This window comes from Microbacterium sp. C5A9 (assembly GCF_022627955.1).
Classification (GTDB): domain Bacteria; phylum Actinomycetota; class Actinomycetes; order Actinomycetales; family Microbacteriaceae; genus Microbacterium.
This window is the reverse complement of the sequence record NZ_JABXGD010000002.1, coordinates 263,445-287,541: the sequence shown is the minus strand read 5'-3', so window position 1 is coordinate 287,541 and position 24,097 is coordinate 263,445. Positions and strand designations below refer to the sequence as shown.

The window sequence follows — 24,097 nt, the reverse complement described above, 5'->3', positions numbered from 1 at the left end:
TTCTAGTTGCCGCGGGGCCTCCTCCCCGGTGACCCCGACCGACGTCTCCGGGCGAGGTCTCCGCCACGACGACCCCGGTCAGCGAGGGCTGCCGACCGCCACGGCCGCGGAGTGCAGCAGCGGCACGAGTCCGTCGACCGATCGCTCCGCGCAGACCGCGTCGAATGCGCGACGGAACGAGACGCGCCCCGCGGGCGCGAGCGCGCGGAAGAACAGGCCTGCTCCCCCGACGCCACCCTCGGCCGATATCCAGAGAGCCGTCGGATCGGCGTGCCAAGTCCAGGTGAGGTCGATGGCCCCGCTCACGTGCCACCCCGCCTCGGTCAGCATCGCCTCGAAGCCGCCCACGGTCCGCTCGAAGTCCTTCTCCGGCGACAGGCGCTCCCCCTGCTCGGGCGTGAGCCCCGCCCTCTCGCACACCTCACGCCACAGCCACGTCGGCGACGTCGTCCAGATCGTCGCCGCGAGGCGATCGGAGGAGACTCGCGCGAGCTCGGCCGCCGATGCCCGAGGGTCGGCGACGTGGTTGAGCACGAAGTTCGCCACGACCGCGTCGAACGACCCGTCGGCGAACGGCAGATGCGGAAGCGCGCCGTCGCGGACGGTGAGCGCAGGATGGTCGTGCTGCGACACGGTTCGCATCGTCGGCTCCGGTTCGCACCCCGTCACGTCCCAGCCGGCGTCCGTCAGCGCCGAGGCGAGAAGACCTGTACCCGAGCCGACGTCGAGCAGTCTGCGCCCGGCCGGGTCGCCCAGAGACTCACGCAGCGCGGACACCGTTCCCACGCACAGCGAGGCGTAGGAGTCGGCGTACGCGCGCCCTGTCCCCGCCCAGTCCTTCATCGCGCCTTCGAGACCCCGAGCGGTGAGAGCACGACGATCGCGATCACCAGCACGGACGCCGCGATGCCGAGCCCGGCGTACTGGAAGTTCGACAGGATCACGCCGGCCAGCACGGCACCCGCGGCGGCGGACAGGCTCATCAGCGAATCGCTCCGCCCCTGACGGCGGGTTCGGAGCTCGGGAGCGCTGGATTCCGTGAGAAGCGCCGCACCCGCGACGGTCGCCGCGCTCCACCCGAGCCCCAGCAGGATGAGGGCCACCATCACTCCCCACTCCTGATCGTTCACGAACACGGCGAAGGCGAGCGCTCCGCCCAGCAGCACCTGTCCGAGCAGCACGACGCGCAGGCGCCCCCACCGGTCCGCGAGGATGCCGAACACGGGCGACAGGGCGTACATCCCGCCGACGTGGAGTGCGATGGTGATCCCGACGAGGGCGGAGACGTCGGCCGGAGTCGGCGCCATCCCGTGACTGCCGTGCGCCATGTGCGCGAGATGCACGGGGGTCATGGCCATGACCGACGCCATCACGACATGCGATCCCGCCACCGCGAACATGGCGTACCGGGCCACGACCGGCCGGTCGGCGAACACCTTCCCGGTCGCTGCCGCTGCCGCCGTGGCGAGCCCTTGGGCCGCGAGGAGCGGATCCGGCCGCAGCGCGATCAGATAGAGGATGAGCGCCGCGAGCTGGGCGACGAAGGAGAACGCGTACGACCCCGTCTGGGGCGGCATGCCGATGATCTCACCGACGATCTCACCGGGCCCGAGAAGCAGGGGGCCCGCGACGCCACCGATCGTCGTGGCCCACACCACGATCGAGAGATCCCGCCCGCGGTGCTGCGGCGCTGCGAGGTCGGTGGCGGCGAATCGCGACTGCAGGTTGCCGGCGTTCCCGGCGCCGATCATGAGGATTCCGACCAGCAGCATCGGGAAGAGCCGCAGCGATGCGGCCAGGATCACCACCGCGATGCCGACGAGCGCGAACAGGTTGCCGAGGGTGAGAGCACGCCGTCGGCCCACGCGTCCGGCCAGACGTGCGAGCGGTATCGCACACAGCGCGGCACCGAGAGTGACCGATGCCGTGGCGAGGCCGGACAGCGCGTCGCTGCCCGAGAGGTCGGCCGCGAGCAGGGCTCCGAGAGACACCGTCGCCCCGAAGGCGATCCCTCCGAGCACCTGACCGGTCGACAGCACCAGCACGGTGCGTCGCTGGACCGCCGCCTGCTGGGTCGCCGTCAGAGCGGCGGTGCTCATGACGGCCGCACGGCGTCGCGCACGGTGTTGCGCAGGATCCCCAGTCCGGTGATCTCGACCTCGACGGTGTCTCCCGCATCGAACGTGCCGACGCCTGCCGGGGTGCCCGTGAGGATGACGTCGCCCGGCAACAGCGTGAACACCGCGGACGCGTGCTCGATGATCGCCTCGACCGAGTGGATCATGTCGGTCAGCGGAGCCTTCTGTCGTACTTCCCCGTTCACCCGCGTCTCGATCGTCGCGGCCGTCGGGTCGAAGTCCGTGCTGATGGTCGGTCCGAGCGGGCAGAACGTGTCGAATCCCTTCGCGCGCGACCACTGGCCGTCCTTGCGCTGCAGGTCGCGAGCGGTCACGTCGTTGGCGATCGTGTAGCCGAGCACGTGGTCCAGCGCATCCGCCCTGGTGACGTTCTTCGCGACCTTGCCGATGACGACGGCGAGCTCGCCCTCGTATTCGGTCTGATCCGAGATCGAGGGTCGCACGATCACGTCGCCGGGTCCGATCACCGCGGTGTTGGGCTTGAGGAACAGCAGCGGCTCCTCGGGGGCCGCTCCGCCCATCTCGGCGGCATGGTCGTGGTAGTTCTTCCCCACGCAGACGATCTTCGAGCGAGGGATCACCGGGGCCAGGATCACCGCGTCCGCGATCGGCACACGGTCTCCCGTGGGCTCGTACCCCGCGAAGAGCGGATCGCCCGAGAGGACGACGAGGTCGGTGTCATCGACGATCCCGAACAGGATGGCGTCGTCATGGCTGAATCGGGCGATCTTCATGCTTCCAGCCTAGCCAGGGCGCGCAGACGAACGGACCCCGCTTGCAGTGTTCGCAAGCGGGGTCCGTGACGATCGTTCGGGCCTCAGGCGTCGAGGCGCAGAAGCCAGCCGTGCTTGTCCTCGCGGCGGCCGTACTGGATGTCGGTGAGCTCCTCGCGCAGCGACAGCGCCAGCTCGCCGAGCGGCTGCTCCTCGTCGAAGCCCTCTCCGACGAGAGCGCCGATCGGCGTCACGACGGCAGCGGTGCCACAGGCGAACACCTCGACGATGTCGCCCGATGCCACGCCCTCGCGCCACTCGTCGATCGAGATCGGCCGCTTCTCGACCGTGTAGCCGCGGTCCTCGGCGAGCTGCAGCAGCGAGTCGCGCGTGATCCCCTCGAGGATGCTGTCGGACTCCGGGGTGACGACGCGGCCGTCCTTGAACACGAACACGACGTTCATGCCGCCGAGCTCCTCGACGTAGCGCTGCTCGTTCAGGAACACGACCTGATCGCATCCCTGGGCCGACGCCTCGCTCTGGGCGAGCAGGCTCGAGGCGTAGTTCCCGCCCGTCTTCGCCTTCCCGGTGCCGCCCTTGCCGGCGCGTGCGTAGTCCTCGGAGAGCCAGATGCGCACCGGCTTCACTCCCCCGCTGAAGTACGCGCCCGCAGGGCTCGCGATCACGTAGTACGCGACCTTCTGCGCTGCCCGCACGCCGAGGAATGCCTCCTTGGCGAACATGAAGGGCCGCAGGTAGAGGCTCTGGTCGGCGCCGGACGGCACCCAGCGGCCGTCGACCGCGACGAGCTCACGGAGCGACTGGATGAAGTACTCGGTGGGCAGCTCGGGCAGGGCGAGTCGGCGTGCGCTCGCCTGCAGGCGCGCGGCGTTGCGATCAGGACGGAACGTGTGGATCGAGCCGTCGGCGTGGCGGTAGGCCTTGATGCCCTCGAAGATCTCCTGCGCGTAGTGCAGAACGGAGGCCGCCGGGTCGAGCGGGATGGGGCCGTACGGCTGCACCCGCGGGCGATGCCAGCCACCCTTGGCCGACCAGCAGATGTCGACCATGTGATCGGTGAAGACGACGCCGAAACCGGGATCCTCCAGTACCTCGGCGACACGCGCCGGAGTCGCCGCGTTCAGGTTCTTCGTCACCGCGAACTCCAGCGGAGCCACGGTCGCCTCACGATCGATGGTCGTCATCTCGTCTTCTCTCTTCCGGGTGCGCGCATCATCACGCCCTGTCAGCCTACGCCTGTCGTTCAGAGCCGTGCAGCGATCGCCGAGCCGATCTCGGCCGTGGTCCGCGTTCCGGTACGGGCGGCGATGTCCGCCTCGACAGCGGCGCTCACCCGCGCGGATTCGGCGGAGAGGCCGAGGTGATCGAGCAGCAGAGCCACCGAGAGGATCGCGGCGGTCGGATCGGCCTTCTGCTGTCCTGCGATGTCAGGAGCGGAGCCGTGCACGGGCTCGAACATCGAGGGGAACGCGCCGTCGGGGTTGATGTTCCCCGACGCCGCCAGACCGATTCCGCCTGTCACCGCACCCGCGAGGTCGGTGAGGATGTCGCCGAAGAGGTTGTCCGTGACGATCACGTCGAAGCGCGAAGGATCCGTGACGAGGAAGATCGTCGCGGCGTCGACGTGCAGGTAGTCGACCGACACCTCGGGGTGCTCCGTGGCGATCTCGTCGACGAGGCGCTTCCAGATCGCCCCTGCGTGCACGAGCACGTTGGTCTTGTGCACCAGGGTCAGCTTCCTGTTCCGCCGCTCTGCCAGCTCGAAGGCATAGCGCACGACGCGCTCGACGCCGAAGGCGGTGTTCACCGAGGTCTCGTTCGCGACCTCGTGCGGCGTCCCCTGACGGATCGCTCCGCCGTTGCCCACGTAGGGCCCCTCGGTGCCCTCGCGCACCACGACGAAGTCGATCTCACCGGGGTTGGCGAGCGGGCCCGACGCACCCGAGAAGAGCTTCGAGGGGCGCAGGTTCACGTAGTGGTCGAGCGTGAAGCGGAGCTTGAGCAGCAGGCCGCGCTCGATGTTCGCGTTCTGGAGACGCGGGTCGCCGGGAGTGCCCCCGACGGCCCCGAGCAGGATCGCGTCGTGGGCGGAGATCGCCCGGAGGTCGTCATCCGTGAGCGTGTCACCGGTCTCGAGGTACCGGGCGGCTCCGAGAGCGAAGCGGGTCTTGTCGAAGGTCACATCGCTGGACGCGGTCACCGCATCGAGCACCTTCTCGGCCTCGGCGACGACCTCTGGGCCGATTCCGTCACCGGGGATGACGGCCAGCTTCACGACACGCGACATGACACTCCTTGCATCGGGATGGACCGGCGACGCTCGGGCACGAGCGTCGCCGGTCCTCCCAGCGTACTGGTCAGTGCGAGGGGGTCTTGCGCAGTGTGACAGCCGCGATGACCCCGGCGATGATCACCAGTCCGGCGCCGATCAGCGACGTCACCAGGACGCCGGAGCCGAAGGCGGCGGATGCGGCATCCCACAGCGCCTCGCCGAGCTGAGCCGGAAGGTCCTGCGCAGCCGTGTAGGCCCCGGCGAGCGTCTCCTTCGCCGCGTTCGCCGCCTCGGCCGGAATGCCGGCCGGCACGACCAGCGCCCCTCGATAGAACGCGGTGATGAGGCCACCGAGCACCGCGGTGCCGAGCACCGCCCCGAGCTCGTACGCGGTCTCCGACACCGCGCTCGCGGCGCCGGCCTTCTCGGCGGGAGCGCTCGAGAGGATGAGCTCGTTCGAGATCGTCTCGGCGGCGCCGATGCCGATTCCCAGCACCACGAACGCGAGGATCAGCGGCGCGACGCCGTGGTCCTCCGTCGTGAACGCGACGAGCAGGTACCCGGCCACGGAGAACGCGAGACCGGCGGGAACGAGGATGTGAGGACGCACGCGGCGCGAGATCGGTACGACTGAGAGGCCGGCCACGATCATCGCGACCATTCCGGGGACCAGCGCCGCACCGGCGGTCATCGGCGAGAGCCCCAGGACCAGCTGGAGGTGCTGGGAGACGAAGTAGAGGAAGCCGACCAGAGCGACCACGCTCAGCAGGTTCACCAGGATCGCCCCGGAGAACGATCCGCGGCGGAACAGGGCCATGTCGAGCATCGGCACCTCCGCGCGCAGCTGGCGCCGGACGAACAGGTAGCCCATGGCGACGCCGAGCAGCGCCCAGGCACCCGCGGTCAGACTCAGCCCGTCGACGGCGAGCGACTTGATCGCGTATACGACGGGGATCATCGCCGCCATCGACAGGACGATGCTGACGATGTCGATGCGGCCGGGGTGCGGGTCGCGACTCTCGGGCACGAGCAGCGGTGCGGCGATGAGCAGAGGGATGAGCACGGGCACGGCGATCAGGAACACCGACCCCCAGTCGAAGTGCTCGAGCAGGAAACCGCCCACGATCGGGCCGAGCGCGGATCCTGCCGAGAAGGCCGACGCCCACACGGCGATCGCGAGGCGTCGCTGATCGCGGTTCTGGAAGATCGAGCGCAGGAGCGACAGCGTCGACGGCATCAGCATCGCGCCGAAGAAGCCGAGCAGTGCACGGGCGGCGATGAGCAGACCGGCGGTCGGAGCGAAGGCGGCGAGGGCGGACACCGCCGCGAAACCGGTCGCGCCGATGAGGAGCATGCGGCGGCGCCCGAAGCGGTCGCCGAGCGTGCCCATCGTGACGAGGAGCCCGGCCAGCACGAGCGGGTAGACGTCGATGATCCACAGCTGCTCGGCGCCGGTGGGCGCGAGCGCGATGGAGATCTCGGGGAGCGCGAAGCTCAGCACCGTGTTGTCCACCGACACCAGGAGGACCGGAAGCATGAGGACGACGAGCGCCGCCCAGCCCCGGGCTCCGACGCGGGGAGCATCCGTCTCTGTCGTCGGGATCGACGCAGTACGGGTCATGGAACACCTCTCAGATCACGACGGCATCGTTACTAAACCGTCCAGATGGTATAGTAACAGAATCGTCACACGGCCGCGCTACTGTGATGCGAGACGAACAGAGGATCCCCGATGCCCCGACCTCCACTGGCCCGCGAACGCGTCCTCGACGCGTTCGAGTCGATCGTCATCGAGGACGGTGAGCGCGCGGCCACCCTCGACGCGACGGCCAAGGCCGCGGGTGTCTCGAAGGGCGGGCTTCTGTATCACTTCGGGTCCAAGGACGATCTCGCGGCCGGTCTGCTCGAGCGTCTCGATGCCCTCACCACGATGGATCTGGAGCGCATGACGACGGCGGAAGAGGGGCCGGTCGCGTATTACGTGCGCACCTCCGTCATGGAGGACGACGCGCTGGATCGTGCTCTCATCGCCGCCACCCGGCTCGCGCAGGGCGGCTCGACCGCCGCTGCCGATGCCCTGCGTCGCAACAGAGACCGGTGGGCGGACACGATCCGCCCCCATGTGCGAGATGCGGCGAGTCTCGACCTCGTGATGCTGCTGAGCGACGGGCTGTACTTCAACAACTCACTCGATGTGCACGGACCCGAGCGGCTCGTGCCCCGGAGCGACGAGCTCGCCGACCTGATCGCGCTCGTCCTGCGTGCGACGGCACCCTGACACCCGACGCCACACGAACAGAGCGGGAGGCAGCCGCTCGGCTGCCTCCCGCTCCCGTCGGTTCGAGGGTCTCCCCCGCGCTCAGACCTCGGTGATCTCGATCTGGCGGAAGAGATCGGCGTCGATCGCGGTGCTGACCTCGGCGAGCAGCTCGTCGGACACCGGGGAGTCGAGCGTCACGACGCTGAGCGCCTGGTCGCCGGCGCCGAGTCGCGAGATCTGCATGCCTGCGATGTTGACTCCGGCCTCGCCGAACTTCTGACCGTAGACGGCGACGATTCCGGGGCGGTCGGTGTAGAGCATCACGACGTGGTGCTTCTCGATCGGGAGCTCGAGGGCGTGACCGTTGATCCCGACCAGCTTCTCGGCCTGCTTCGGCCCGGTGAGGGTGCCGGACACCGAGAGCTGCGAACCGTCCGAGAGGGCGCCGCTCAGGGTGATGACGTTGCGGTACTCGTCGCTGACGTCGTCCTTGAGCAGACGGACCGCGATGCCGCGCTGCTCGGCGAGCAGCGGTGCGTTCACATACGAGACCGTCTCGCTCACGATGTTCGTGAAGACCCCCTTGAGGGCGGCGAGCTTCAGCACGCTCACGTCGTAGTCGTTGAGCTCGCCGTGCACCTCGACATCGAGGCTCGTCAGCGGCGACGTCGCGAGAGCGGCGAAGATCTGGCCGAGCTTCTCCACCAGCGAGATACCGGGGCGGACGTACGGGTCGATCACGCCGCCGGCGACGTTCACGGCATCCGGCACCAGGTCGCCGCCGAGCGCGAGACGCACCGAGCGCGCGACCGACACACCGGCCTTCTCCTGCGCCTCTTCGGTGCTGGCTCCGAGGTGAGGGGTCACCACCACGTTCGGGAGGTCGAGCAGGGGACGAGCCGTGCCGCCCTCTGCCGGGGGCTCGGACGTGAAGACATCGAGACCCGCACCCGCGATCTCGCCGGCGACGAGTGCCGCGTGCAGCGCCTCTTCGTCGATCAGTCCGCCGCGGGCGACGTTGACGACGAACGCCGTGGGCTTCATGGCCTTGAACTGCTCGGCGCCGATCATGCCGGTCGTCTCGGGCGTCTTCGGCATGTGGATCGTCAGGAAGTCCGCTTCCGCGACCAGCTCGTCGAGAGAGAGGAGCTGGACGCCGAGCTGCTGCGCGCGGGCGGAGGTGACGTAGGGGTCGTACGCGACGACCCGCATGTCGAACGCCGCGAGGCGCGCCGCGACGAGCGCTCCGATGCGGCCGAGGCCGACGATGCCGACGGTCTTCTCGAAGAGCTCGGCGCCCGTGAACGAGCTGCGCTTCCACTGACCGGCGGCGAGGGAGGCGTGCGCGGCCGGGATCCGGCGAGCGAGGCTGAGGATGTGCCCGACCGTCAGCTCGGCGGCGGAGACGATGTTCGAGGTCGGTGCGTTCACGACCATGACGCCGGCCGTCGTCGCGGCCTTGATGTCGACATTGTCGAGTCCGACTCCGGCGCGGGCCACGACCTTCAGCTTCGGCGCGTGAGAGAGCGCCTCCTCGTCGATCTGGGTCGCCGAGCGGATGAGCACCGCGTCGGCATCCGCGAGCGAGGCGAAGAGCGCCTCGCGGTCGGTGCCGTCGACGTCACGGACGTCGAAATCGGGGCCGAGGGCCTCGATCGTGGCGGGAGAGAGAACTTCGGCGAGGAGCACGACGGGCTTCGGCACAGGGATCCTTCGGGGCAGCGCGACAGGGGGCCGATGCGCCGCACACCGTGGGGGCGCGATCACTTCAACTGTACCCGAGCGCTCCTGCTCCTCCGTGCCGTGTGACGCCCCGGATCACGATGCGGCCGTCACCAGATCCGACATGTTGAGGACGCTGTAGCCGATGAGACTGAGCCAGAACACCGCCACGATCCCGAGGCCGGCCAGCAGCACGAGCCCGAGTTCGCCCGCGTTACGCCGCCTGCCGATGGCATACGCGAACACGAACACGATGGCGGGGAAGACGACTCCGAAGAGAAGCGTCACCCATCCGACGCCCGTCAGGCCGTTCTGGGCCATCGAGACGAGGTGCGCCACGGCGTTCCAGATCGCATACGCGTAGAAGAGGCCTGCGAACCCGAGCACCACGGCGCTGAGCCAGCGCGGAGCGCCGGACGTCGACGACGTTTCCGTCTTCGATCCGGTCATGAGCCGATCACCCCCACAGTCACGAACGGCCACGGCACGAGCAGCACGACCCCGACCAGAAGGAGCGCGATGCGGATCCAGCCCGCCTTCGCCCTGGTCAGCACCCACACGGCGAGGAACCACAGCGCGGGAGCAGCTACGGCGAGGATGAACCATGGCACGTACATCGCGTCGGCGACGATGAGGTTGGCGAGCGGCTTGAGACGCAACCCGCCGACGACCCACCCCACGCTGTAGAGCAGGTAGATGCCGCCGACGATGCCGAGAGTCAGCAGCATCCCGGTGCTGAGCGGCGTGGCATCCTCGCGGCCCACCGTGACGGATGAGGTCGTCTCGCTGCCTCCACCGACCGCCGTCCACCCGTCGGGAAGGTCCGCGTCCGGCGCGGACCCCGTCGACTCCGGAGCACTCTGGGGCGATCTCGCGGGCCGTTCGGCCTTCGAAGATCGCTCCCCCGGCGCGGGTCTCGCCGGAGCATCGCTGTCGTCTCCGTCCCAGCTCAGGGCGTCATCGGAATCGGAAGTCATGTCCCCAGCGTAGGACACGGCGTCCACTATGCTCGGGGGCATCTGGGCCGCTGAGGCCCCGGCGAGAGGGACCACCGTGGCAGAGCAGAGCAAGCACGTCGAGCAGAGCGCAGCGGGTGGCCCCGTCAGCGAGCCGGCCGCGGGGTGGAAGCCCACCGCTGCGGCGAAGTCGAAGGCGACGACCTTCCGGTGGATCGCCGGAGCCCTCTGGGCCATCGCCATCGCGGCCGAGGCCGTCGGGATCTTCTGGCTGCTGCGTCAGCGCGAATACGTGGGCGAAGACGGCGCTCTCGTGCGCGACCCCGATACCGGTCTCCTCGAGGAGCAGGGCGTCAGCGCGCAGTTCCCCCAGTGGGCCTTCATCACACTGCTCGTACTGCTCGTCGTCATCGCGGCGCTTGCGATCACCGGCTCGATCCTCTGGAAGAAGGCGAATCGCCTCGACCCGGCGCGGAAGTCCGAGACGGTGCGCTTCTTCGTGCAGAACCAGCTCGGCGCCATCATCGCGATCGTCGCGTTCCTGCCACTGATCATCCTGATCTTCCTGAACAAGGACATGGACAAGGGACAGAAGGCGACCGCGGGCGTCGTCGGAATCGTTCTCGCCGTCCTCGCGACCGTCATCGGCGTCGACTTCAGCCCGCCCTCCGTCGAGCAGTACACCGCTGACCAGTCGACCGTGATCCAGCTGCTCGGCAAGGACGAGGTCGTCTGGGTCGACGGGGGCGCGGTCTATCACGTGTGCGACGAGGTGTCCGATATCCAGACCGGCAGCGAGAAGCGCACGGGCACGACAGCCGAGGCGGTCGAGGCCGGCAAGAGCCGTCTCACCCTGAAGTTCGCCTCCGAGCTGCGGACCTGTGGTCTGGCGGTCCCCGAGAATGCGGACGACATCGAGGCCGCCCTGCGCGAGATCCAGGCCGGTCAGGTCGACACGCTGCTTCCGGCTCCGGTCTGGGCAGATCCGGCTGACGCCCCCATCACCGTCGAGGACGCGCCCGTCGAATAGCCCTCGGACACGACGAAGGGCCCGGCGCGGATCGCGTCGGGCCCTTCCTCGTACCACGGTGTCTCGCTCCGGATACGAGCGGCGGATACGCGGAACGGGCACCCCCGAAGGGATGCCCGTTCCGTCGGAGGAGGACTCGGCGTCAGCGTGCGGCGCTGCCGTCGACGTAGTCCTCGTCCTGCTGCTTCCAGGCGAAGAGCGAGCGCAGCTCCTTGCCGGTCTCCTCGATCGGGTGCTTCTCCTCCTTGGCGCGAAGGGCCAGGAACTCCTCGGCGCCGTTGTCCTGGTCGTCGATGAAGCGCTTCGCGAAGGCACCGCTCTGGATGTCGGCGAGGATCGCCTTCATCGAGTCCTTGACCTCCGGCGTCACGACGCGGGGGCCCGAGACGTAGTCGCCGTACTCTGCCGTGTCGGAGATCGACCAGCGCTGCTTGGCGATGCCGCCCTCCCACATGAGGTCGACGATGAGCTTGAGCTCGTGGAGCACCTCGAAGTACGCGATCTGCGGCTGGTAGCCCGCCTCGGTCAGCGTCTCGAAGCCCGCCTGCACGAGGTGGCTGACACCACCGCAGAGCACGGCCTGCTCGCCGAACAGGTCGGTCTCGGTCTCTTCCGTGAACGTGGTCTTGATGACACCGGCGCGGGTGCCGCCGATCGCCTTGGCGTACGACAGCGCGGTCGCCCAGGCGTTGCCCGAGGCATCGCGCTCGACCGCGATGATGTCGGGGATGCCGCGGCCGGCGACGAACTCGCGGCGCACGGTGTGACCCGGTGCCTTCGGAGCGACGAGGATGACGTCGACGCCCTCGGGAGCGTCGATGTAGCCGAAGCGGATGTTGAAGCCGTGCGCGAACGCGAGGGTCTTGCCCTCGGTCAGGTTCGGGGCGATCGACTCGCTGTAGATGCCGCGCTGGTGCTGGTCCGGCGCGAGGATCATGATGAGATCGGCCCACTTCGTCGCCTCGGCGACCGTCTTGACCGCGAATCCGGCCTCCTCTGCCTTCGGCGCGGACTTCGACCCCTCCTTGAGAGCGATCGCGACCTCGACGCCGGAGTCGCGAAGGTTCTGCGCGTGCGCGTGCCCCTGCGAGCCGTAGCCGACGATGGCGACCTTCTTGCCCTGGATGATCGACAGATCGGCGTCTGCGTCGTAGAAGATCTCGGTGCTCACTGGTTTTCTCCTTGATTGATGTTCGTGTACGTGTGTGAAAGTTCGGAATCAGCCGCGCAGGACGCGCTCGGTGATGCTCTTGCCGCCGCGGCCGATGGCGAGGAGACCCGACTGCGCGATCTCCTTGATGCCGAAGGGCTCGAGCGCGCGCAGCAGCGCGTCGACCTTGCCCCGGTCGCCGGTGACCTCGATCACGAGCGCGTCGGAGGCGTAGTCCACGACCGAGGCGCGGAACAGGTTCGCGACCTCGATGACGTTCGACCGCGTCGCGTTGTCGGTGCGGACCTTGACGAGCATGTGCTCGCGCTGCACCGAGGTCGGGAAGTCGAGCTCCACGATCTTGATGACGTTGATCAGCTTGTTGAGCTGCTTCGTCACCTGCTCGAGAGGAAGGTCCTCGAGGTCGACGACCACGGTGATGCGCGAGATGCCGGGCACCTCGGTCACGCCCACCGCGAGCGAGTCGATGTTGAAGCCGCGGCGCGCGAACAGACCTGCGACACGGGTCAGCAGACCGGGGGTGTTCTCCACGAGGAGGCTCAGCACGTGAGTCGACATGGTCAGTCCTCCTCGTCGAATGCGGGCGCGTGCTCGCGGGCGTACTGGACGTAGCTGTTGCTCACGCCCTGGGGAACCATCGGCCAGACCATGGAGTCCGCGCTGACGACGAAGTCGATGACGACGGGCCGGTCGTTCGTCTCGAGGGCGAGCTTGATCGCGGCATCCACCTCCTCTTCCTTCTCCACGCGGATCGCGAGGCAGCCGTAGGCCTCGGCGAGCTTCACGAAGTCGGGGATGCGCACGGTGCCGTGCCCGGTGTTGAGGTCGGTGTTCGAGTGGCGGCCGTCGTAGAACAGCGTCTGCCACTGGCGCACCATGCCGAGCGAGGAGTTGTTGATGATCGCGACCTTGATCGGGATGTTGTTGATCGCGCAGGTGGCGAGCTCCTGATTGGTCATCTGGAAGCATCCGTCACCGTCGATCGCCCACACCACACGGTCGGGCTCGGCGACCTTGGCACCCATCGCAGCAGGCACGGAGTAGCCCATCGTGCCCGCTCCCCCGGAGTTCAGCCAGGCGTTGGGGCGCTCGTACTTGATGAACTGCGCGGCCCACATCTGGTGCTGCCCGACGCCCGCGGCGTAGATGCCCTCGGGGCCGGTGAGTTCACCGATCCGCTGGATCACGTGCTGCGGGGCGAGCAGACCGTCGGTCGTGGGCGCGTAGCCGAGGGGGAACTCGGTGCGGAGTCCGTCGAGGTACGACCACCATTCCTCGGTGTCGGGCGCGTCCGTCCCGATCGCGGTCCGGAACGCCGACTCGAGGTCCGCGAGCACATCGCGCACGTCGCCCACGATCGGCACATCGGCCATGCGGATCTTGGAGATCTCGGCGGGATCGATGTCGACGTGCACGACCTTGGCGTTCGGCGCGAAGAGCGCGGCCTTGCCGGTCACGCGATCATCGAAGCGGGCGCCGAGCGACACGATCAGGTCGGCCTCCTGCAGCGCGAGCACCGCGGGGACCGTGCCGTGCATGCCCGGCATCCCCAGGTGCTGCTGGTGGGAGTCGGGGAACGCGCCGCGTGCCATCAGCGTGGTCACGACGGGCGCGTTCGTGGTCTCGGCGAGGGCCAGCAGCTCGGCCGACGCGCGACCGCGGATCACGCCGCCGCCGACGTACAGCACCGGCTTCTTGGCCTCGGCGAGAAGCGCGGCAGCCGCCTGGATCTGCTTGCCGTGGGCCTTGGTCACGGGCCGGTAGCCCGGCAGCTCGATCTTCGCGGGCCAGATGAACGGCGCCATCGCCTGCTGCGCGTCCTTCGTGATGTCCACGAGAACGGGGCCGGGACGACCCGTCGAGGCGATCTCGTACGCCGCGGCGAGGGCGCCGGGGATCTCGGATGCGTCCTTCACCAGGAACGAGTGCTTCGTCACCGGCATGGTGATGCCCACGATGTCGGCCTCCTGGAACGCGTCCGTGCCCATCAGCGTCGAGAACACCTGACCGGTGATCGCGAGCAGCGGCACCGAGTCCATGTAGGCGTCCGCGATCGCGGTGACGAGGTTGGTCGCTCCCGGTCCGGACGTCGCGATGCACACGCCGACCTTGCCCGACGACGACGCGTAGCCCTCGGCGGCGTGGCCGGCGCCCTGCTCGTGGCGCACCAGGATGTGCCGGAGCTCGGACGCATCCATGAGCGGGTCGTAGACGGGGAGGATGGCGCCGCCCGGGAGCCCGAAGACGTCCTTGACGCCGAGGAGCTCCAGGGTGCGGACGACGGCCTCGGCACCGGAGATCTCCGGTGCGGCGGACTTGGGGGCGGGCGGCCTCGGCACAGCCGAGACGGTGTCAGCAGTCATGACACTCCTTCTGATGGTCTGTTGGCGACGTCGGAGGCCGGGGCCCGGAGCCGACGCGGATCAGCCGGTCGTCGCGCCCTCGGCGGCGGACCGCACGAGACGCGAGTACTTGGCAAGAACGCCACGGGTATAGCGCGGGGGTAGCGGCTCCCAGCCAGAGCGGCGGGAGGCGAGCTCCGCCTCGTCGACGAGTAGGTCGAGAGAGCGAGCTGCGATATCGACCCGTATCAGATCACCATCGCGCACGAAGGCGATAGGACCTGCGTCCACCGCTTCGGGTGCTATGTGGCCGATGCACAGGCCGGTTGTGCCGCCTGAGAATCGTCCGTCAGTCAAGAGTAGTACATCTTTTCCGAGCCCCGCGCCCTTGATGGCCGCGGTGATCGCGAGCATCTCGCGCATACCCGGACCGCCCTTGGGTCCTTCGTAGCGGATGACGATCACGGTGCCCGCCTCGATCTCGCCGTTCGCGACCGCATCCATCGCGGCGCGCTCGCGCTCGAACACGCGGGCGGGGCCCTCGAAGACCGCGGCGTCGAAGCCTGCGGTCTTCACGACGGCACCCTCGGGCGCCAGCGATCCGTGCAGGATCGTCAGGCCGCCGGTGGCGTGGATCGGGTTGTCGAACGTGTGGATGACCTCACCGTCGATCGGCTGCGGGTCGAGGTCTGCGAGGTTCTCTGCGAGCGTCTTGCCGGTCACGGTGAGGGCGTCTCCGTGCAGCAGCCCCTCGTCGAGCATCGCCTTCATGATCACGGGGATGCCGCCGTGGCGGTCGACGTCGTTCATGACGTACTTGCCGAAGGGCTTCATGTCCGCGACGTGCGGGACCTTGTCGCCGATGCGGTTGAAGTCGTGCAGGCTCAGGTCGACCTCGGCCTCGCGGGCGATCGCGAGGAGGTGCAGGACCACGTTGGTCGAGCCGCCGAGAGCCATCGCGAGGGCGATCGCGTTCTCGAAAGCCTCCTTGGTGAGGATGTCGCGGGTCGTGATGCCCTGGCGAAGCAGGTTCACGACGGCCTCGCCGGAACGGTGCGCGAAGTAGTCGCGGCGACGGTCAGCTGCGGGCGGCGCGGCCGAGCCGGGCAGGCTCAGGCCGAGCGCCTCGGCGACGGATGCCATCGTGTTGGCGGTGTACATGCCTCCGCAGGCGCCTTCACCCGGCGCGATCGCACACTCGATGCGCTTGAGGTCCTCTTCGCTCATGAGCCCTGCCCGGCACGCGCCGACGGCCTCGAAGGAGTCGATGATGGTGACGTCCTTCTCAGTGCCGTCGGACAGCTTCACCCACCCGGGAGCGATGGATCCGGCGTAGAGGAACACGCTCGACAGGTCGAGGCGGGCACTGGCCATGAGCATGCCGGGGATCGACTTGTCGCAGCCGGCGAGCAGGACGGACCCGTCGAGTCGCTCGGCCATCATGACCGTCTCGACGGAGTCGGCGATGACCTCGCGCGACACGAGCGAGAAGTGCATTCCCTCGTGACCCATCGAGATGCCGTCGGAGACGGAGATCGTGCCGAACTGCAGCGGGTAGCCACCGCCCGAGTGCACGCCTTCCTTGGCTCCCTGCGCCAGGCGGTCGAGGCTCAGGTTGCAGGGAGTGATCTCGTTCCAGCTCGACGCGATTCCGATCTGGGGCTTGTCCCAGTCGGCGTCTCCCATCCCGACGGCACGGAGCATGCCTCGGGAGGTCGTCGCCTCGATGCCGTCGGTGACGACGCGGCTGCGGGGCTTGATGTCGATGGGCGCGCTGGTGGAGGGGTCATGCGAGGACATGACGGAAGTCTATTCCCGCTGAGAGGCTCTCTCGTCCGCGAGGGCTTCGAGAAGAAGGGCGATCTCTTGTGGATTCTCCACACGAAGGGTCGCCACGCTCTCGCCGGGACCGACGCGCACGCCCAGATCGTCGGCGGTGAGCACGCGCATCGCGTCCTCATCCGTGACGTCGTCGCCCGCGAACAGGATGCCGGTCGCGTCGAAGTGCTGACGGAGCGCGGCCATCGCCGCATCCTTGCCCTCGGTGCGTGACGAGAACTCGAGCACCCGGTGACCGGCGCGGCGCCGCCAGTGCGGGAACCTCTCCGCGGCGAGAGCATCGATCTCGGCGAACACCTGCTGCTCGATCTCGGGCGTCGCCGTGCGGGTGTGCACGCCCATCCCGAACGTCTTCGGCTCGAACTCCGCACCCTCGTAGCGATCGATGATCGGACGCGCGGCCGCCCACAGGGCTTCGCGCTCCCCCGCCGCCGTCTCGGGTCCGGTGGCGTCCGCATCCCCCGACCCGGGGTACCAGTACTGCGCACCATGCGAGCCTGCGAGGGCGATCAGGGAATCATCGGTGTGCTCCGTGATCACCCGCAGATCGTGCATGCTTCGGCCCGAGACATAGGCCACCACGGTGCCGGGGAGCTCAGCGAGACGCGCGACCTGCTCGGCCACCTCGGGCAGCGCCCGAGCGGCCATCGGATCCGGAACGAGCGGAGAGGCGGTGCCGTCGAAGTCGAGGGCCACGACCAGTCGTGGCGTGGCTGCGATGGCGCTCAGCGCTGCGTCGGGCGATCCAGGGGTCCAGCTGCGGGTCACGGGTACTCCAATCGATACGGGATGTTGTCTCAGTGCCTCGGCGGCATCACCGCTGGCGGATGTCCGCCAGCGCGCGGAGGAAGGACGAGGACCAGGCGTCGACGTCGTTCTCCAGCACGCGGCGGCGCAGCGAGCGCATCCGCTTGCCCTGCTCCGCCGGTGTCATCGCGACGGCCGTCATGATCGCGTCCTTCAGACCTGCGATGTCGTGCGGGTTCACCCGCACGGCCTGCCGCAGCTCATCGGCGGCGCCCGTGAACTCGCTCAGCACGAGCACGCCTCGATTGTCGGCGCGGGTGGCCACATACTCCTTGGCCACGAGGTTCATGCCGTCGCGGAGGGCCGTGACGAGCATGACATCCGCGGCGAGGTAGAGCGCGACCATCTCCTCCCGCGGATATCCCTGGTGGAGGTAGCGGATCGCGGTGTGCCCCATGGTGTCGTGGTCGCCGTTGATCCGTCCGACGGCGAGCTCGATCTCATCGCGCAGATGCACGTACGCGTCGACGCGCTCCCGACTCGGACTCGCCACCTGGACGAACGTGACGTCCTCGACGCTGAGCAGGCCGTCTTCGAGGAGCTCTCCGTAAGCCTTGATGCGATGCCGGATGCCCTTGGTGTAGTCGAGGCGGTCGACACCGAGGAGGATCTTCTTGGGATTTCCGAGACTCTCCCTGATCTCCGCGGCCCGAGCCCGCACATCGGGACGTGCCGCGAGCTCGAGGTACGGCGTCGTGTCGATCGAGATCGGGAACGCTCTGGCGATCGCCGTGCGGGACCCGCCGTCGGCGGTCGGGATCGCGACTGCCGAGCCCTTGACCTCGTACCGCAGTCGGCGGCGGACAGCGGTGAGGAAGTACGTCGCGTCCTGCGCCCGCTGGAATCCGATGACGTCGGCTCCGAGAAGACCGGTCAGCACCTGATCGCGCCACGGGAGCTGAGCGTAGAGACCGTGAGCGGGGAACGGGATGTGGTGGAAGTAGCCGATGGTGACGTCGGAGCGGATCTCCCGGATCATCTGGGGCACCAGCTGGAGCTGGTAGTCGTGGATCCAGACCGTGCCGTTCGGAGCGGCGACGGCGGCCGCGGCCTCGGCGAACCGACGATTCACCCGTACGTACGCGTCCCACCATTCGCGGTGGTACTGCGGCGGGGCGATCACGTCGTGGTACAGCGGCCAGATCGTGTCGTTGGCGAAGCCCTCGTAGTAGTCGGCGACCTCTTCGGTGCTGAGCGGAACGGGCACCAGGTCGATCCCGTTGATCTCGAACGGCTCGAGATCGACGTCGGGTTGCCCCGGCCATCCCACCCAGGCGCCGTGCGCGCTGCGCATCATCGGCTCGAGTGCCGCGACGAGGCCACCCGGAGACGTCCGCCACTCGTCCTCGCCGTCGGGACCCACCACCCGGTCGACGGGGAGTCGGTTGGCGACGACGACGAAATCTGCGGCTGGCATGGGGCTCCTGACGATGCAGTGGGGACGAACCTCAGGCTACCGAGGCTCTTTCCGAGCGTACGCGAGAGGCGGTCGCACTCAGCCGCCAGTTGACAAGCCCCGCCGCGAAGGCTACTCCGGCGGCGATGATCGGAAGGAGAAGGGCGCTGCCGGTTCCCGCGCTCTCGGCGAGCTCTCCTGCGACTGCGGCGCCGAGCGACTGACCGACCACGATGCCGGAACCGAGCATCGTCATGACGGTCGCCGAGCGGCCGAGCGGACTCCGCGCGGCTCCGAAGCTGTACTGGGTGACCAGCGTCGGTCCGATGCCGATGCCCATGATCGCGAGAGCGAGCATCATCGTCGCCGGCGTGTCGACGACGAGCAGCAGCAGACTGCCTGCGAGCAGGATGCCGGAGAACACCAGCCAGCGCCCGCGCAGCGAGAACCGTGCCGGGAGCCAGGCGACGCCGAGAGCGAGGATCGCCGAGCCGACGCCCATCACTCCGTACAGCAGTCCTGCCTGCTCGGGGGCTCCGCGGTCGGCCATGAACGATGTCAGCGACGTGAGCATGGTGCCGAAGAACATCCCGACGCCGAGGATGCCGACGACGACGATCAGCAGGCGCGGTCGGAACAGCTCGGACACGGCGGACGGTGCGCGGCCGTCGCTGTCGCGGTGCGCGGACACGGCACGGGCGCTGGGGTGCAGCGCGAAAGCGCCGACGAAGATCACGGTCAGCACCGCGGCACCCACGAGCGGTGCCCAGGGGGCCAGGGCCGACGCGAGGACGCCCACGATGAAGGGACCGAAGACGAAGACCGTCTCGTCCGCAGCCGATTCGTAGGCCATCGTCCCCGAGGTGGTCCGGGTCCGCACCGCCTCGGGCATGCGGTCCGCGATCATCGTGACGAGCCGGGACCGCGACATCGGCGCGACCTGAGGAGCCGTCGCACCGATCCCGAACGCGGAGATCAGCACCAGGGCGTCAGCAGCCCCTGCGTACACGACGACGGTGAACAGCACGAGCATCGCGCCGTTCGCGATCGCCAGGATCAGCAGGACGGTCCGCTGGCCGAATCGATCGGCCGCAGCGCCGAGCAGCGGTCCGAAGCAGGCGGTGCCCAGTCCCACCGCGGCAGAGGTGAGTCCGCCGAGCGACAGCGACCCACGTGCCGAGACGACGACGGTCAGGACGCCGACGACCATCATGGCGAAGGGCAGTCGCGCGACGAACGCGATCAGGAAATAGGGCAGGCCCGCGATGCGGAGGAGGCTGGGCGCATCCGTCGCCTGCGTGCGGATGTCGGATCGCTCCTGTGATGATGCGTGTGTCATGGCTCTCGCGCGCCCGGAGACGCGGGGTCGGGTGCCGCCGCTGTCCGCCGGGGAGCCGACGGCCGGTAGATACACGGGTTGCGGACGCGGACGAACCGCGACCCGACGATGCTATCGCAGTCGTCTGCGAGCGTGCTGGGCACCGTCGCCGAGGCGTGGCAGACGGCGCATCCGCTGTCAAGGCTCGGCGCTGCGCATGCGGGTGAGGGTAGCGTGAAGGTATGAATTACCTCTCGGGTACCGGACTCATCGGCGCGATCATGACCGGGTTCACCCTGCTCCGCGGCTCCCGCGAGACGAAGATCACGTGGCGCTCGGCCCTCGCGTGGGTGAGCTGGGCCATCAGCCTGGCCCTGGCGATCGGCGCGGTGGTCGACACGCGTCGCGCACGACAGGGACGCCCGGTCTCCCCGGACTCCCCCGTGTACGCGAAGCAGCAGAAGGCGTTCGAGAAGGAAGCGAAGAAGAATCCTCGCGACTTCACGCCCTCGAAGCGCTGACGCCCCTGGCGGAGATCAGCGTGTGAGGATGAGCGCTTCGCCCTGACCCCCACCACCGCAGAGGCCGACCGCTGCGATACCGGAGCCTCGGCGGGCGAGTTCGTGCGCGACGTGCACCACGAGGCGCGCGCCCGAGGCGCCGATGGGGTGACCGATCGCGATACCGCCGCCATGGATGTTGACGACGTCGCTCGAGATGCCGAGCTCGACCTGAGACCGTGACACCACCGCACCGAACGCCTCGTTGATCTCGACGAGATCGAGATCTGCCGGGAAGATCCCCTGCTTCGCGCAGGCCCGCTCGATCGCGCGCGCCGGCTGCGCCTGCAGGGAGTTGTCCGGTCCTGCCGTCTGCCCGCTCGCGCCGACCGCCACGAGTACGGGCCAGCCCGACGCCTCGGCCCTGGCGCGCGTGGTCACGATCACAGCCGATGCGCCGTCGGAGATCTGCGACGAGTTGCCCGCGGTGATCGATCCCCCTTCCGCGAACGCTGCTCGCAGGCCGCTCAGCGACTCGACGGTGGTGTCGGGACGGATGCCTTCGTCGGCTGTCACGAGGATCGGCTCCCCGCGTCGCTGCGGGACCGCGACGGCGACGATCTCATCGTCGAAGACTCCCTGCGCCTGCGCTGCGGCGGCTCGTTGATGGGAGAGCGCCGCGACCTCGTCCTGCGCTTCGCGGGTCAGCTCGTACCGGGCGTTGTGGCGCTCCGTCGACGCGCCCATGCTCTCGCGGTCATAGGCGTCGGTCAGACCGTCGTACGCCATGTGGTCGAGCACCTCGGTGCTGCCGTACGTCCAGCCGTCCCGTGACCCCATCAGCAGGTGCGGCGCGCGGGTCATCGACTCCATGCCGCCGGCCACCACGACCTGCGCGTCGCCGGTGCGGATCATGCGCGCGGCGTCGATGATGGCTGTGAGGCCCGACAGACACACCTTGTTGACCGAGTGCGCGGGGACGTCCCACCCGATCCCTGCACCGATGGATGCCTGGCGTGCGGCGTTCTGGCCCGACCCGGCGGCGAGGACCTGCCCCATGATCACGGCGTCCACGTCCGAACCGTCGACACCCGCCTGCTCTCGCGCGCCGCGGATCGCGAGCGAACCGAGCTGGGGCGCTGTGAAGCCCGCCAGCTGACCTTTGAGTCGTCCCTGCGGCGTGCGCGCCGCAGCGACAATGACGATGTCGTCGGCGTCAGTATGCGTGGTGTCGGTCATTCCGTGGTTCTCCCTCTGTCACTGTTCACGACCTGATCCACGATCAGGGGTGGCTCGGTCGCTGCGACCACCTGCTCCACCGACACGCCGGGTGTGGTTTCGACCAGCACCAGGCCCGCGTCGGTGACATCGATCACCGCGAGGTCCGTGATGATGCGGTCCACCACCCGTCGCCCCGTGAGCGGCAGAGAGCACTCCCGCACGATCTTCGGCGATCCGTCCTTCGCGACGTGCTCCATGAGCACGATGACTCGCGCCGCGCCGTGCACGAGATCCATCGCGCCGCCCGGTCCCTTGACCATCTTCCCGGGGATCATCCAGTTCGCGAGATCTCCGCCGGCCGACACCTGCATGGCTCCGAGGATCGCAGCATCGATCTTCCCCGCCCGGATCATGCCGAAGCTCAGTGCCGAGTCGAAGAAGGCCGCACCCGGCAGCACCGTGACGGTCTCCTTGCCGGCGTTGATGAGGTCGGGATCCACCGCCTTCTCGCGAGGGTACGGACCGACGCCCAGGATGCCGTTCTCCGACTGCAGCACGACCATGACGCCGTCCGGAACGTGGTTGGGCACGAGCGTCGGCAGCCCGATGCCGAGGTTGACGTACGAGCCGTCCTGCAGCTCGGCGGCGGCGCGAGCCGCCATCTGATCGCGAGTGAGCGCCATCTCAGGCTCCTTCCGCGGCGACCGTGCGCCGTTCGATGCGCTTGGGGATGTCGGCTCCGACCTCGACGATCCGATGCACGTACACACCGGGCAGGTGGATGCGATCGGGGTCGAGGTCGCCCGGCTCCACGAGCTGCTCGACCTGGGCGATGCAGACTCGCCCTGCCATCGCGGCCAACGGATTGAAGTTGCGCGCCGCCTTGTTGAAGATCAGATTGCCGTGACGATCGCCTGCCAGCGCATGAACGAGCGCGAAGTCGGTGGTGATCGCCTCTTCCAGCACGTAGTCGCGGGGCGTGCCCTCCACATCGAAGGTCCGGACGTCCTTTACGGGTGATGCCGCCGCCACCGTGCCGTCGGGGCGATATCGGCGCGGCAGTCCGCCCTCGGCGACCTGGGTGCCGACTCCCGTCTGTGTGTAGAACGCGGCGATGCCGGAACCGCCCGCGCGCAGCTTCTCGGCCAGTGTGCCCTGCGGGGTGAGCTCCAACTCCAACTCACCGGACAGGAACTGACGCTCGAACTCCTTGTTCTCGCCCACATACGACGATGTCATCTTGCGGATGCGACGCGCACCGAGGAGCACTCCGAGCCCCCAGTCGTCGACCCCGCAGTTGTTGCTCACGATGCGGAGATCGGTCGTCCCCTGCGCCAGGATCGCCTCGATCAGCGCGATCGGATTTCCGGACAGCCCGAACCCCCCGACCGCGAGGGACGATCCGTCCGAGATGTCTGCCACGGCGTCCGCCGCCGAGGGCCTCTGCTTGTCGATCACGCGTGCTCCTTCGAAGACGTACCTGCGTCAAGCATCCGCCTCCGCGAGGTCTCGCGCGAGCGCCCTCTTGCGATGTGGTTCGATCGCTCTGTAGCGTCCACATCATGGAACATCCGTCCCGCAGCGTCCCGGGCACCCAGGCGATCTCCCGCGCGGCGGCCCTGTTGCGCCTCGTCACGCAGAGCGGCTCCGACGGCGCCGCCCTGCACGAGCTCGCTCGCGAATCCGGGCTCACCCGCTCGACCGCGCACCGGCTCCTCTCCGCCCTGCGGGTGGAGGGACTCGTCGACCGCGACGAGGGGTCGTCGCACTGGATGCCCGGGCCGGAGCTCTTCTTGATGGGAACCGTGGCTGCGGCTCGCTATGACGTGACGGCGCTCGCTCGTGACATCGTGCGGTCGCTCGCGGTGAAGACCGAGGAGAGCGCGTTCCTGTCCGTGCGGCGCGCCGACGAGACCGTGTGCCTCGTCCGGGAAGAGGGCGCGTTCCCCATCCGATCGTTCGTGCTGAGCGAGGGAGTCCGCTTCCCGCTCGGCGTGGCGAGCGCCGGCCTCGCGATCCTCGCCTTCCTGCCTGACCACGATGTGGACGCCTACCTCGAGCGCCATCCCGAGCTGGAACAGCGCTGGGGCAGCCCCCACGCCGTCCGCCCACTGCGCTCGCGCCTCTCCGAGACGAAGGAGCGGGGGTATGCGGTGAATCCGGGGCTGATCGTCGAGGGCAGCTGGGGCCTCGGCGCGGCGGTCTTCGATCGAGCCGGCCGTCCGGAGTGGGCACTGAGTCTGACGGGCGTCGGATTCCGCTTCGGACCGGATCGCCTTCCGGAGCTCGGCCGCACGCTGCTCGCACACGCGCACCAGCTGTCCGCGCGCATCGCCGGGGCACGGCGCTAGCGGATCACTGCGGGCGATACCCATTACATACCAGCAGGTA

23 protein-coding genes are annotated in these 24,097 nt (G+C 68.8%); 4 read left to right on the top strand and 19 right to left on the bottom strand.

Features of this window, described 5'->3' with window-relative positions; all coding sequences use genetic code 11:
- Positions 1-78 precede the first annotated feature (78 nt).
- The 6 genes from HWD99_RS04580 to HWD99_RS04555 all read right to left on the bottom strand — a co-directional run bounded on the left by HWD99_RS04580 (position 79) and on the right by HWD99_RS04555 (position 6,765).
- Complete coding sequence (locus HWD99_RS04580) at positions 79-843, bottom strand: class I SAM-dependent methyltransferase (protein WP_241795063.1); 765 nt, start codon at positions 841-843, stop codon at positions 79-81.
- Positions 840-2,099, bottom strand: a complete 1,260-nt coding sequence (locus HWD99_RS04575) for an MFS transporter (RefSeq protein ID WP_241795062.1) — start codon at positions 2,097-2,099, stop codon at positions 840-842. The genes HWD99_RS04580 and HWD99_RS04575 overlap by 4 nt, the downstream gene beginning before the upstream one ends.
- Complete coding sequence (locus tag HWD99_RS04570) at positions 2,096-2,872, bottom strand: fumarylacetoacetate hydrolase family protein (RefSeq protein WP_241795061.1); 777 nt, start codon at positions 2,870-2,872, stop codon at positions 2,096-2,098. Before HWD99_RS04570 ends, HWD99_RS04575 begins: the two co-directional genes overlap by 4 nt.
- 83 nt (positions 2,873-2,955) lie before the next feature.
- The gene (locus HWD99_RS04565; protein WP_241795060.1) at positions 2,956-4,056 is read right to left on the bottom strand and encodes a branched-chain amino acid aminotransferase; all 1,101 of its coding nucleotides are present in this window, start codon (positions 4,054-4,056) and stop codon (positions 2,956-2,958) included.
- 59 nt (positions 4,057-4,115) lie between these two features.
- A complete protein-coding gene (locus HWD99_RS04560) occupies positions 4,116-5,159 on the bottom strand; it encodes a 3-isopropylmalate dehydrogenase (RefSeq protein ID WP_241795059.1) in 1,044 nt (347 codons plus the stop codon).
- A 70-nt stretch (positions 5,160-5,229) separates the two neighbouring features.
- Positions 5,230-6,765 carry an MFS transporter gene (locus tag HWD99_RS04555; RefSeq protein WP_241795058.1) on the bottom strand — a complete coding sequence of 512 codons (1,536 nt, stop codon included), beginning with the start codon at positions 6,763-6,765 and terminating at the stop codon, positions 5,230-5,232.
- A gap of 111 nt (positions 6,766-6,876) precedes the next feature.
- Here HWD99_RS04555 and HWD99_RS04550 point away from each other — a divergent pair, with 111 nt between their 5' ends.
- The gene (locus tag HWD99_RS04550; protein ID WP_241795057.1) at positions 6,877-7,422 is read left to right on the top strand and encodes a TetR/AcrR family transcriptional regulator; all 546 of its coding nucleotides are present in this window, start codon (positions 6,877-6,879) and stop codon (positions 7,420-7,422) included.
- A gap of 81 nt (positions 7,423-7,503) precedes the next feature.
- Here the strand turns inward: HWD99_RS04550 and serA are convergent, their stop codons facing one another.
- The 3 genes from serA to HWD99_RS04535 all read right to left on the bottom strand — a co-directional run bounded on the left by serA (position 7,504) and on the right by HWD99_RS04535 (position 10,103).
- Positions 7,504-9,108: a phosphoglycerate dehydrogenase gene (gene serA, locus HWD99_RS04545; RefSeq protein ID WP_241795056.1), complete on the bottom strand. Its 1,605-nt coding sequence runs from the start codon at positions 9,106-9,108 to the stop codon at positions 7,504-7,506.
- 114 nt (positions 9,109-9,222) lie between these two features.
- Complete coding sequence (locus HWD99_RS04540; protein ID WP_241795055.1) at positions 9,223-9,576, bottom strand: hypothetical protein; 354 nt, start codon at positions 9,574-9,576, stop codon at positions 9,223-9,225.
- The gene (locus tag HWD99_RS04535; protein WP_241795054.1) at positions 9,573-10,103 is read right to left on the bottom strand and encodes a hypothetical protein; all 531 of its coding nucleotides are present in this window, start codon (positions 10,101-10,103) and stop codon (positions 9,573-9,575) included. Before HWD99_RS04535 ends, HWD99_RS04540 begins: the two co-directional genes overlap by 4 nt.
- A 76-nt stretch (positions 10,104-10,179) precedes the next feature.
- Between HWD99_RS04535 and HWD99_RS04530 the strand changes: the two genes are divergently transcribed.
- Complete coding sequence (locus tag HWD99_RS04530) at positions 10,180-11,112, top strand: hypothetical protein (RefSeq protein ID WP_241795053.1); 933 nt, start codon at positions 10,180-10,182, stop codon at positions 11,110-11,112.
- A gap of 142 nt (positions 11,113-11,254) precedes the next feature.
- Here HWD99_RS04530 and ilvC read toward each other — a convergent pair whose 3' ends face one another.
- Genes ilvC through HWD99_RS04495 form a run of 7 tightly spaced genes read right to left on the bottom strand, consistent with a single transcriptional unit; the run spans position 11,255 to position 20,006 of the window.
- The gene (ilvC, locus tag HWD99_RS04525) at positions 11,255-12,283 is read right to left on the bottom strand and encodes a ketol-acid reductoisomerase (RefSeq protein WP_241795052.1); all 1,029 of its coding nucleotides are present in this window, start codon (positions 12,281-12,283) and stop codon (positions 11,255-11,257) included.
- 48 nt (positions 12,284-12,331) lie between these two features.
- The gene (ilvN, locus tag HWD99_RS04520) at positions 12,332-12,841 is read right to left on the bottom strand and encodes an acetolactate synthase small subunit (protein WP_210097756.1); all 510 of its coding nucleotides are present in this window, start codon (positions 12,839-12,841) and stop codon (positions 12,332-12,334) included.
- Between the two features lie 2 nt (positions 12,842-12,843).
- The gene (locus HWD99_RS04515; RefSeq protein WP_241795051.1) at positions 12,844-14,646 is read right to left on the bottom strand and encodes an acetolactate synthase large subunit; all 1,803 of its coding nucleotides are present in this window, start codon (positions 14,644-14,646) and stop codon (positions 12,844-12,846) included.
- 60 nt (positions 14,647-14,706) lie between these two features.
- Entirely contained in the window at positions 14,707-16,425 is a 1,719-nt protein-coding gene (ilvD, locus tag HWD99_RS04510) for a dihydroxy-acid dehydratase (RefSeq protein WP_241795050.1), read from the bottom strand.
- A gap of 9 nt (positions 16,426-16,434) precedes the next feature.
- Complete coding sequence (otsB, locus tag HWD99_RS04505; protein WP_241795049.1) at positions 16,435-17,232, bottom strand: trehalose-phosphatase; 798 nt, start codon at positions 17,230-17,232, stop codon at positions 16,435-16,437.
- Between the two features lie 46 nt (positions 17,233-17,278).
- Positions 17,279-18,688 carry a trehalose-6-phosphate synthase gene (locus HWD99_RS04500; RefSeq protein WP_241795048.1) on the bottom strand — a complete coding sequence of 470 codons (1,410 nt, stop codon included), beginning with the start codon at positions 18,686-18,688 and terminating at the stop codon, positions 17,279-17,281.
- A 31-nt stretch (positions 18,689-18,719) separates the two neighbouring features.
- On the bottom strand, positions 18,720-20,006 hold the full coding sequence (locus HWD99_RS04495) for an MFS transporter (RefSeq protein ID WP_241795047.1): 1,287 nt from the start codon (positions 20,004-20,006) through the stop codon (positions 18,720-18,722).
- 221 nt (positions 20,007-20,227) lie between these two features.
- Here HWD99_RS04495 and HWD99_RS04490 point away from each other — a divergent pair, with 221 nt between their 5' ends.
- Positions 20,228-20,506, top strand: a complete 279-nt coding sequence (locus tag HWD99_RS04490; protein WP_241795046.1) for a hypothetical protein — start codon at positions 20,228-20,230, stop codon at positions 20,504-20,506.
- A gap of 15 nt (positions 20,507-20,521) precedes the next feature.
- On the opposite strand, the gene HWD99_RS04485 is transcribed toward HWD99_RS04490, so the two are convergent.
- Genes HWD99_RS04485 through HWD99_RS04475 form a run of 3 tightly spaced genes read right to left on the bottom strand, consistent with a single transcriptional unit; the run spans position 20,522 to position 23,164 of the window.
- Entirely contained in the window at positions 20,522-21,724 is a 1,203-nt protein-coding gene (locus tag HWD99_RS04485) for an acetyl-CoA C-acetyltransferase (protein WP_241795045.1), read from the bottom strand.
- Positions 21,721-22,389, bottom strand: coding sequence for a CoA transferase subunit B (locus HWD99_RS04480; protein ID WP_241795044.1), 669 nt, complete (start codon positions 22,387-22,389; stop codon positions 21,721-21,723). Before HWD99_RS04480 ends, HWD99_RS04485 begins: the two co-directional genes overlap by 4 nt.
- A gap of 1 nt (position 22,390) precedes the next feature.
- Positions 22,391-23,164 (bottom strand): CoA transferase subunit A, encoded by a 774-nt coding sequence (locus HWD99_RS04475; protein ID WP_241795043.1) that lies wholly within the window; start codon positions 23,162-23,164, stop codon positions 22,391-22,393.
- A gap of 104 nt (positions 23,165-23,268) precedes the next feature.
- Between HWD99_RS04475 and HWD99_RS04470 the strand changes: the two genes are divergently transcribed.
- Positions 23,269-24,057 carry an IclR family transcriptional regulator gene (locus HWD99_RS04470; RefSeq protein WP_241795042.1) on the top strand — a complete coding sequence of 263 codons (789 nt, stop codon included), beginning with the start codon at positions 23,269-23,271 and terminating at the stop codon, positions 24,055-24,057.
- Positions 24,058-24,097 lie beyond the last annotated feature (40 nt).

Excerpts from the sequence above, each read along its gene's own strand:
- HWD99_RS04495 (WP_241795047.1), bottom strand. The coding sequence starts at position 20,006 with ATGACACACGCATCATCACAGGAGCGATCCGACATCCGCACGCAGGCG.
- HWD99_RS04560 (WP_241795059.1), bottom strand. The coding sequence starts at position 5,159 with ATGTCGCGTGTCGTGAAGCTGGCCGTCATCCCCGGTGACGGAATCGGC.
- HWD99_RS04480 (WP_241795044.1), bottom strand. The coding sequence starts at position 22,389 with ATGGCGCTCACTCGCGATCAGATGGCGGCTCGCGCCGCCGCCGAGCTG.
- HWD99_RS04540 (WP_241795055.1), bottom strand. The coding sequence starts at position 9,576 with ATGACCGGATCGAAGACGGAAACGTCGTCGACGTCCGGCGCTCCGCGC.
- HWD99_RS04490 (WP_241795046.1), top strand. The coding sequence starts at position 20,228 with ATGAATTACCTCTCGGGTACCGGACTCATCGGCGCGATCATGACCGGG.
- HWD99_RS04565 (WP_241795060.1), bottom strand. The coding sequence starts at position 4,056 with ATGACGACCATCGATCGTGAGGCGACCGTGGCTCCGCTGGAGTTCGCG.
- HWD99_RS04535 (WP_241795054.1), bottom strand. The coding sequence starts at position 10,103 with ATGACTTCCGATTCCGATGACGCCCTGAGCTGGGACGGAGACGACAGC.
- ilvD (WP_241795050.1), bottom strand. The coding sequence starts at position 16,425 with ATGTCCTCGCATGACCCCTCCACCAGCGCGCCCATCGACATCAAGCCC.
- HWD99_RS04470 (WP_241795042.1), top strand. The coding sequence starts at position 23,269 with ATGGAACATCCGTCCCGCAGCGTCCCGGGCACCCAGGCGATCTCCCGC.
- HWD99_RS04515 (WP_241795051.1), bottom strand. The coding sequence starts at position 14,646 with ATGACTGCTGACACCGTCTCGGCTGTGCCGAGGCCGCCCGCCCCCAAG.
- HWD99_RS04550 (WP_241795057.1), top strand. The coding sequence starts at position 6,877 with ATGCCCCGACCTCCACTGGCCCGCGAACGCGTCCTCGACGCGTTCGAG.
- HWD99_RS04575 (WP_241795062.1), bottom strand. The coding sequence starts at position 2,099 with ATGAGCACCGCCGCTCTGACGGCGACCCAGCAGGCGGCGGTCCAGCGA.
- HWD99_RS04500 (WP_241795048.1), bottom strand. The coding sequence starts at position 18,688 with ATGCCAGCCGCAGATTTCGTCGTCGTCGCCAACCGACTCCCCGTCGAC.
- HWD99_RS04555 (WP_241795058.1), bottom strand. The coding sequence starts at position 6,765 with ATGACCCGTACTGCGTCGATCCCGACGACAGAGACGGATGCTCCCCGC.
- HWD99_RS04485 (WP_241795045.1), bottom strand. The coding sequence starts at position 21,724 with ATGACCGACACCACGCATACTGACGCCGACGACATCGTCATTGTCGCT.
- HWD99_RS04570 (WP_241795061.1), bottom strand. The coding sequence starts at position 2,872 with ATGAAGATCGCCCGATTCAGCCATGACGACGCCATCCTGTTCGGGATC.
- HWD99_RS04580 (WP_241795063.1), bottom strand. The coding sequence starts at position 843 with ATGAAGGACTGGGCGGGGACAGGGCGCGCGTACGCCGACTCCTACGCC.
- ilvN (WP_210097756.1), bottom strand. The coding sequence starts at position 12,841 with ATGTCGACTCACGTGCTGAGCCTCCTCGTGGAGAACACCCCCGGTCTG.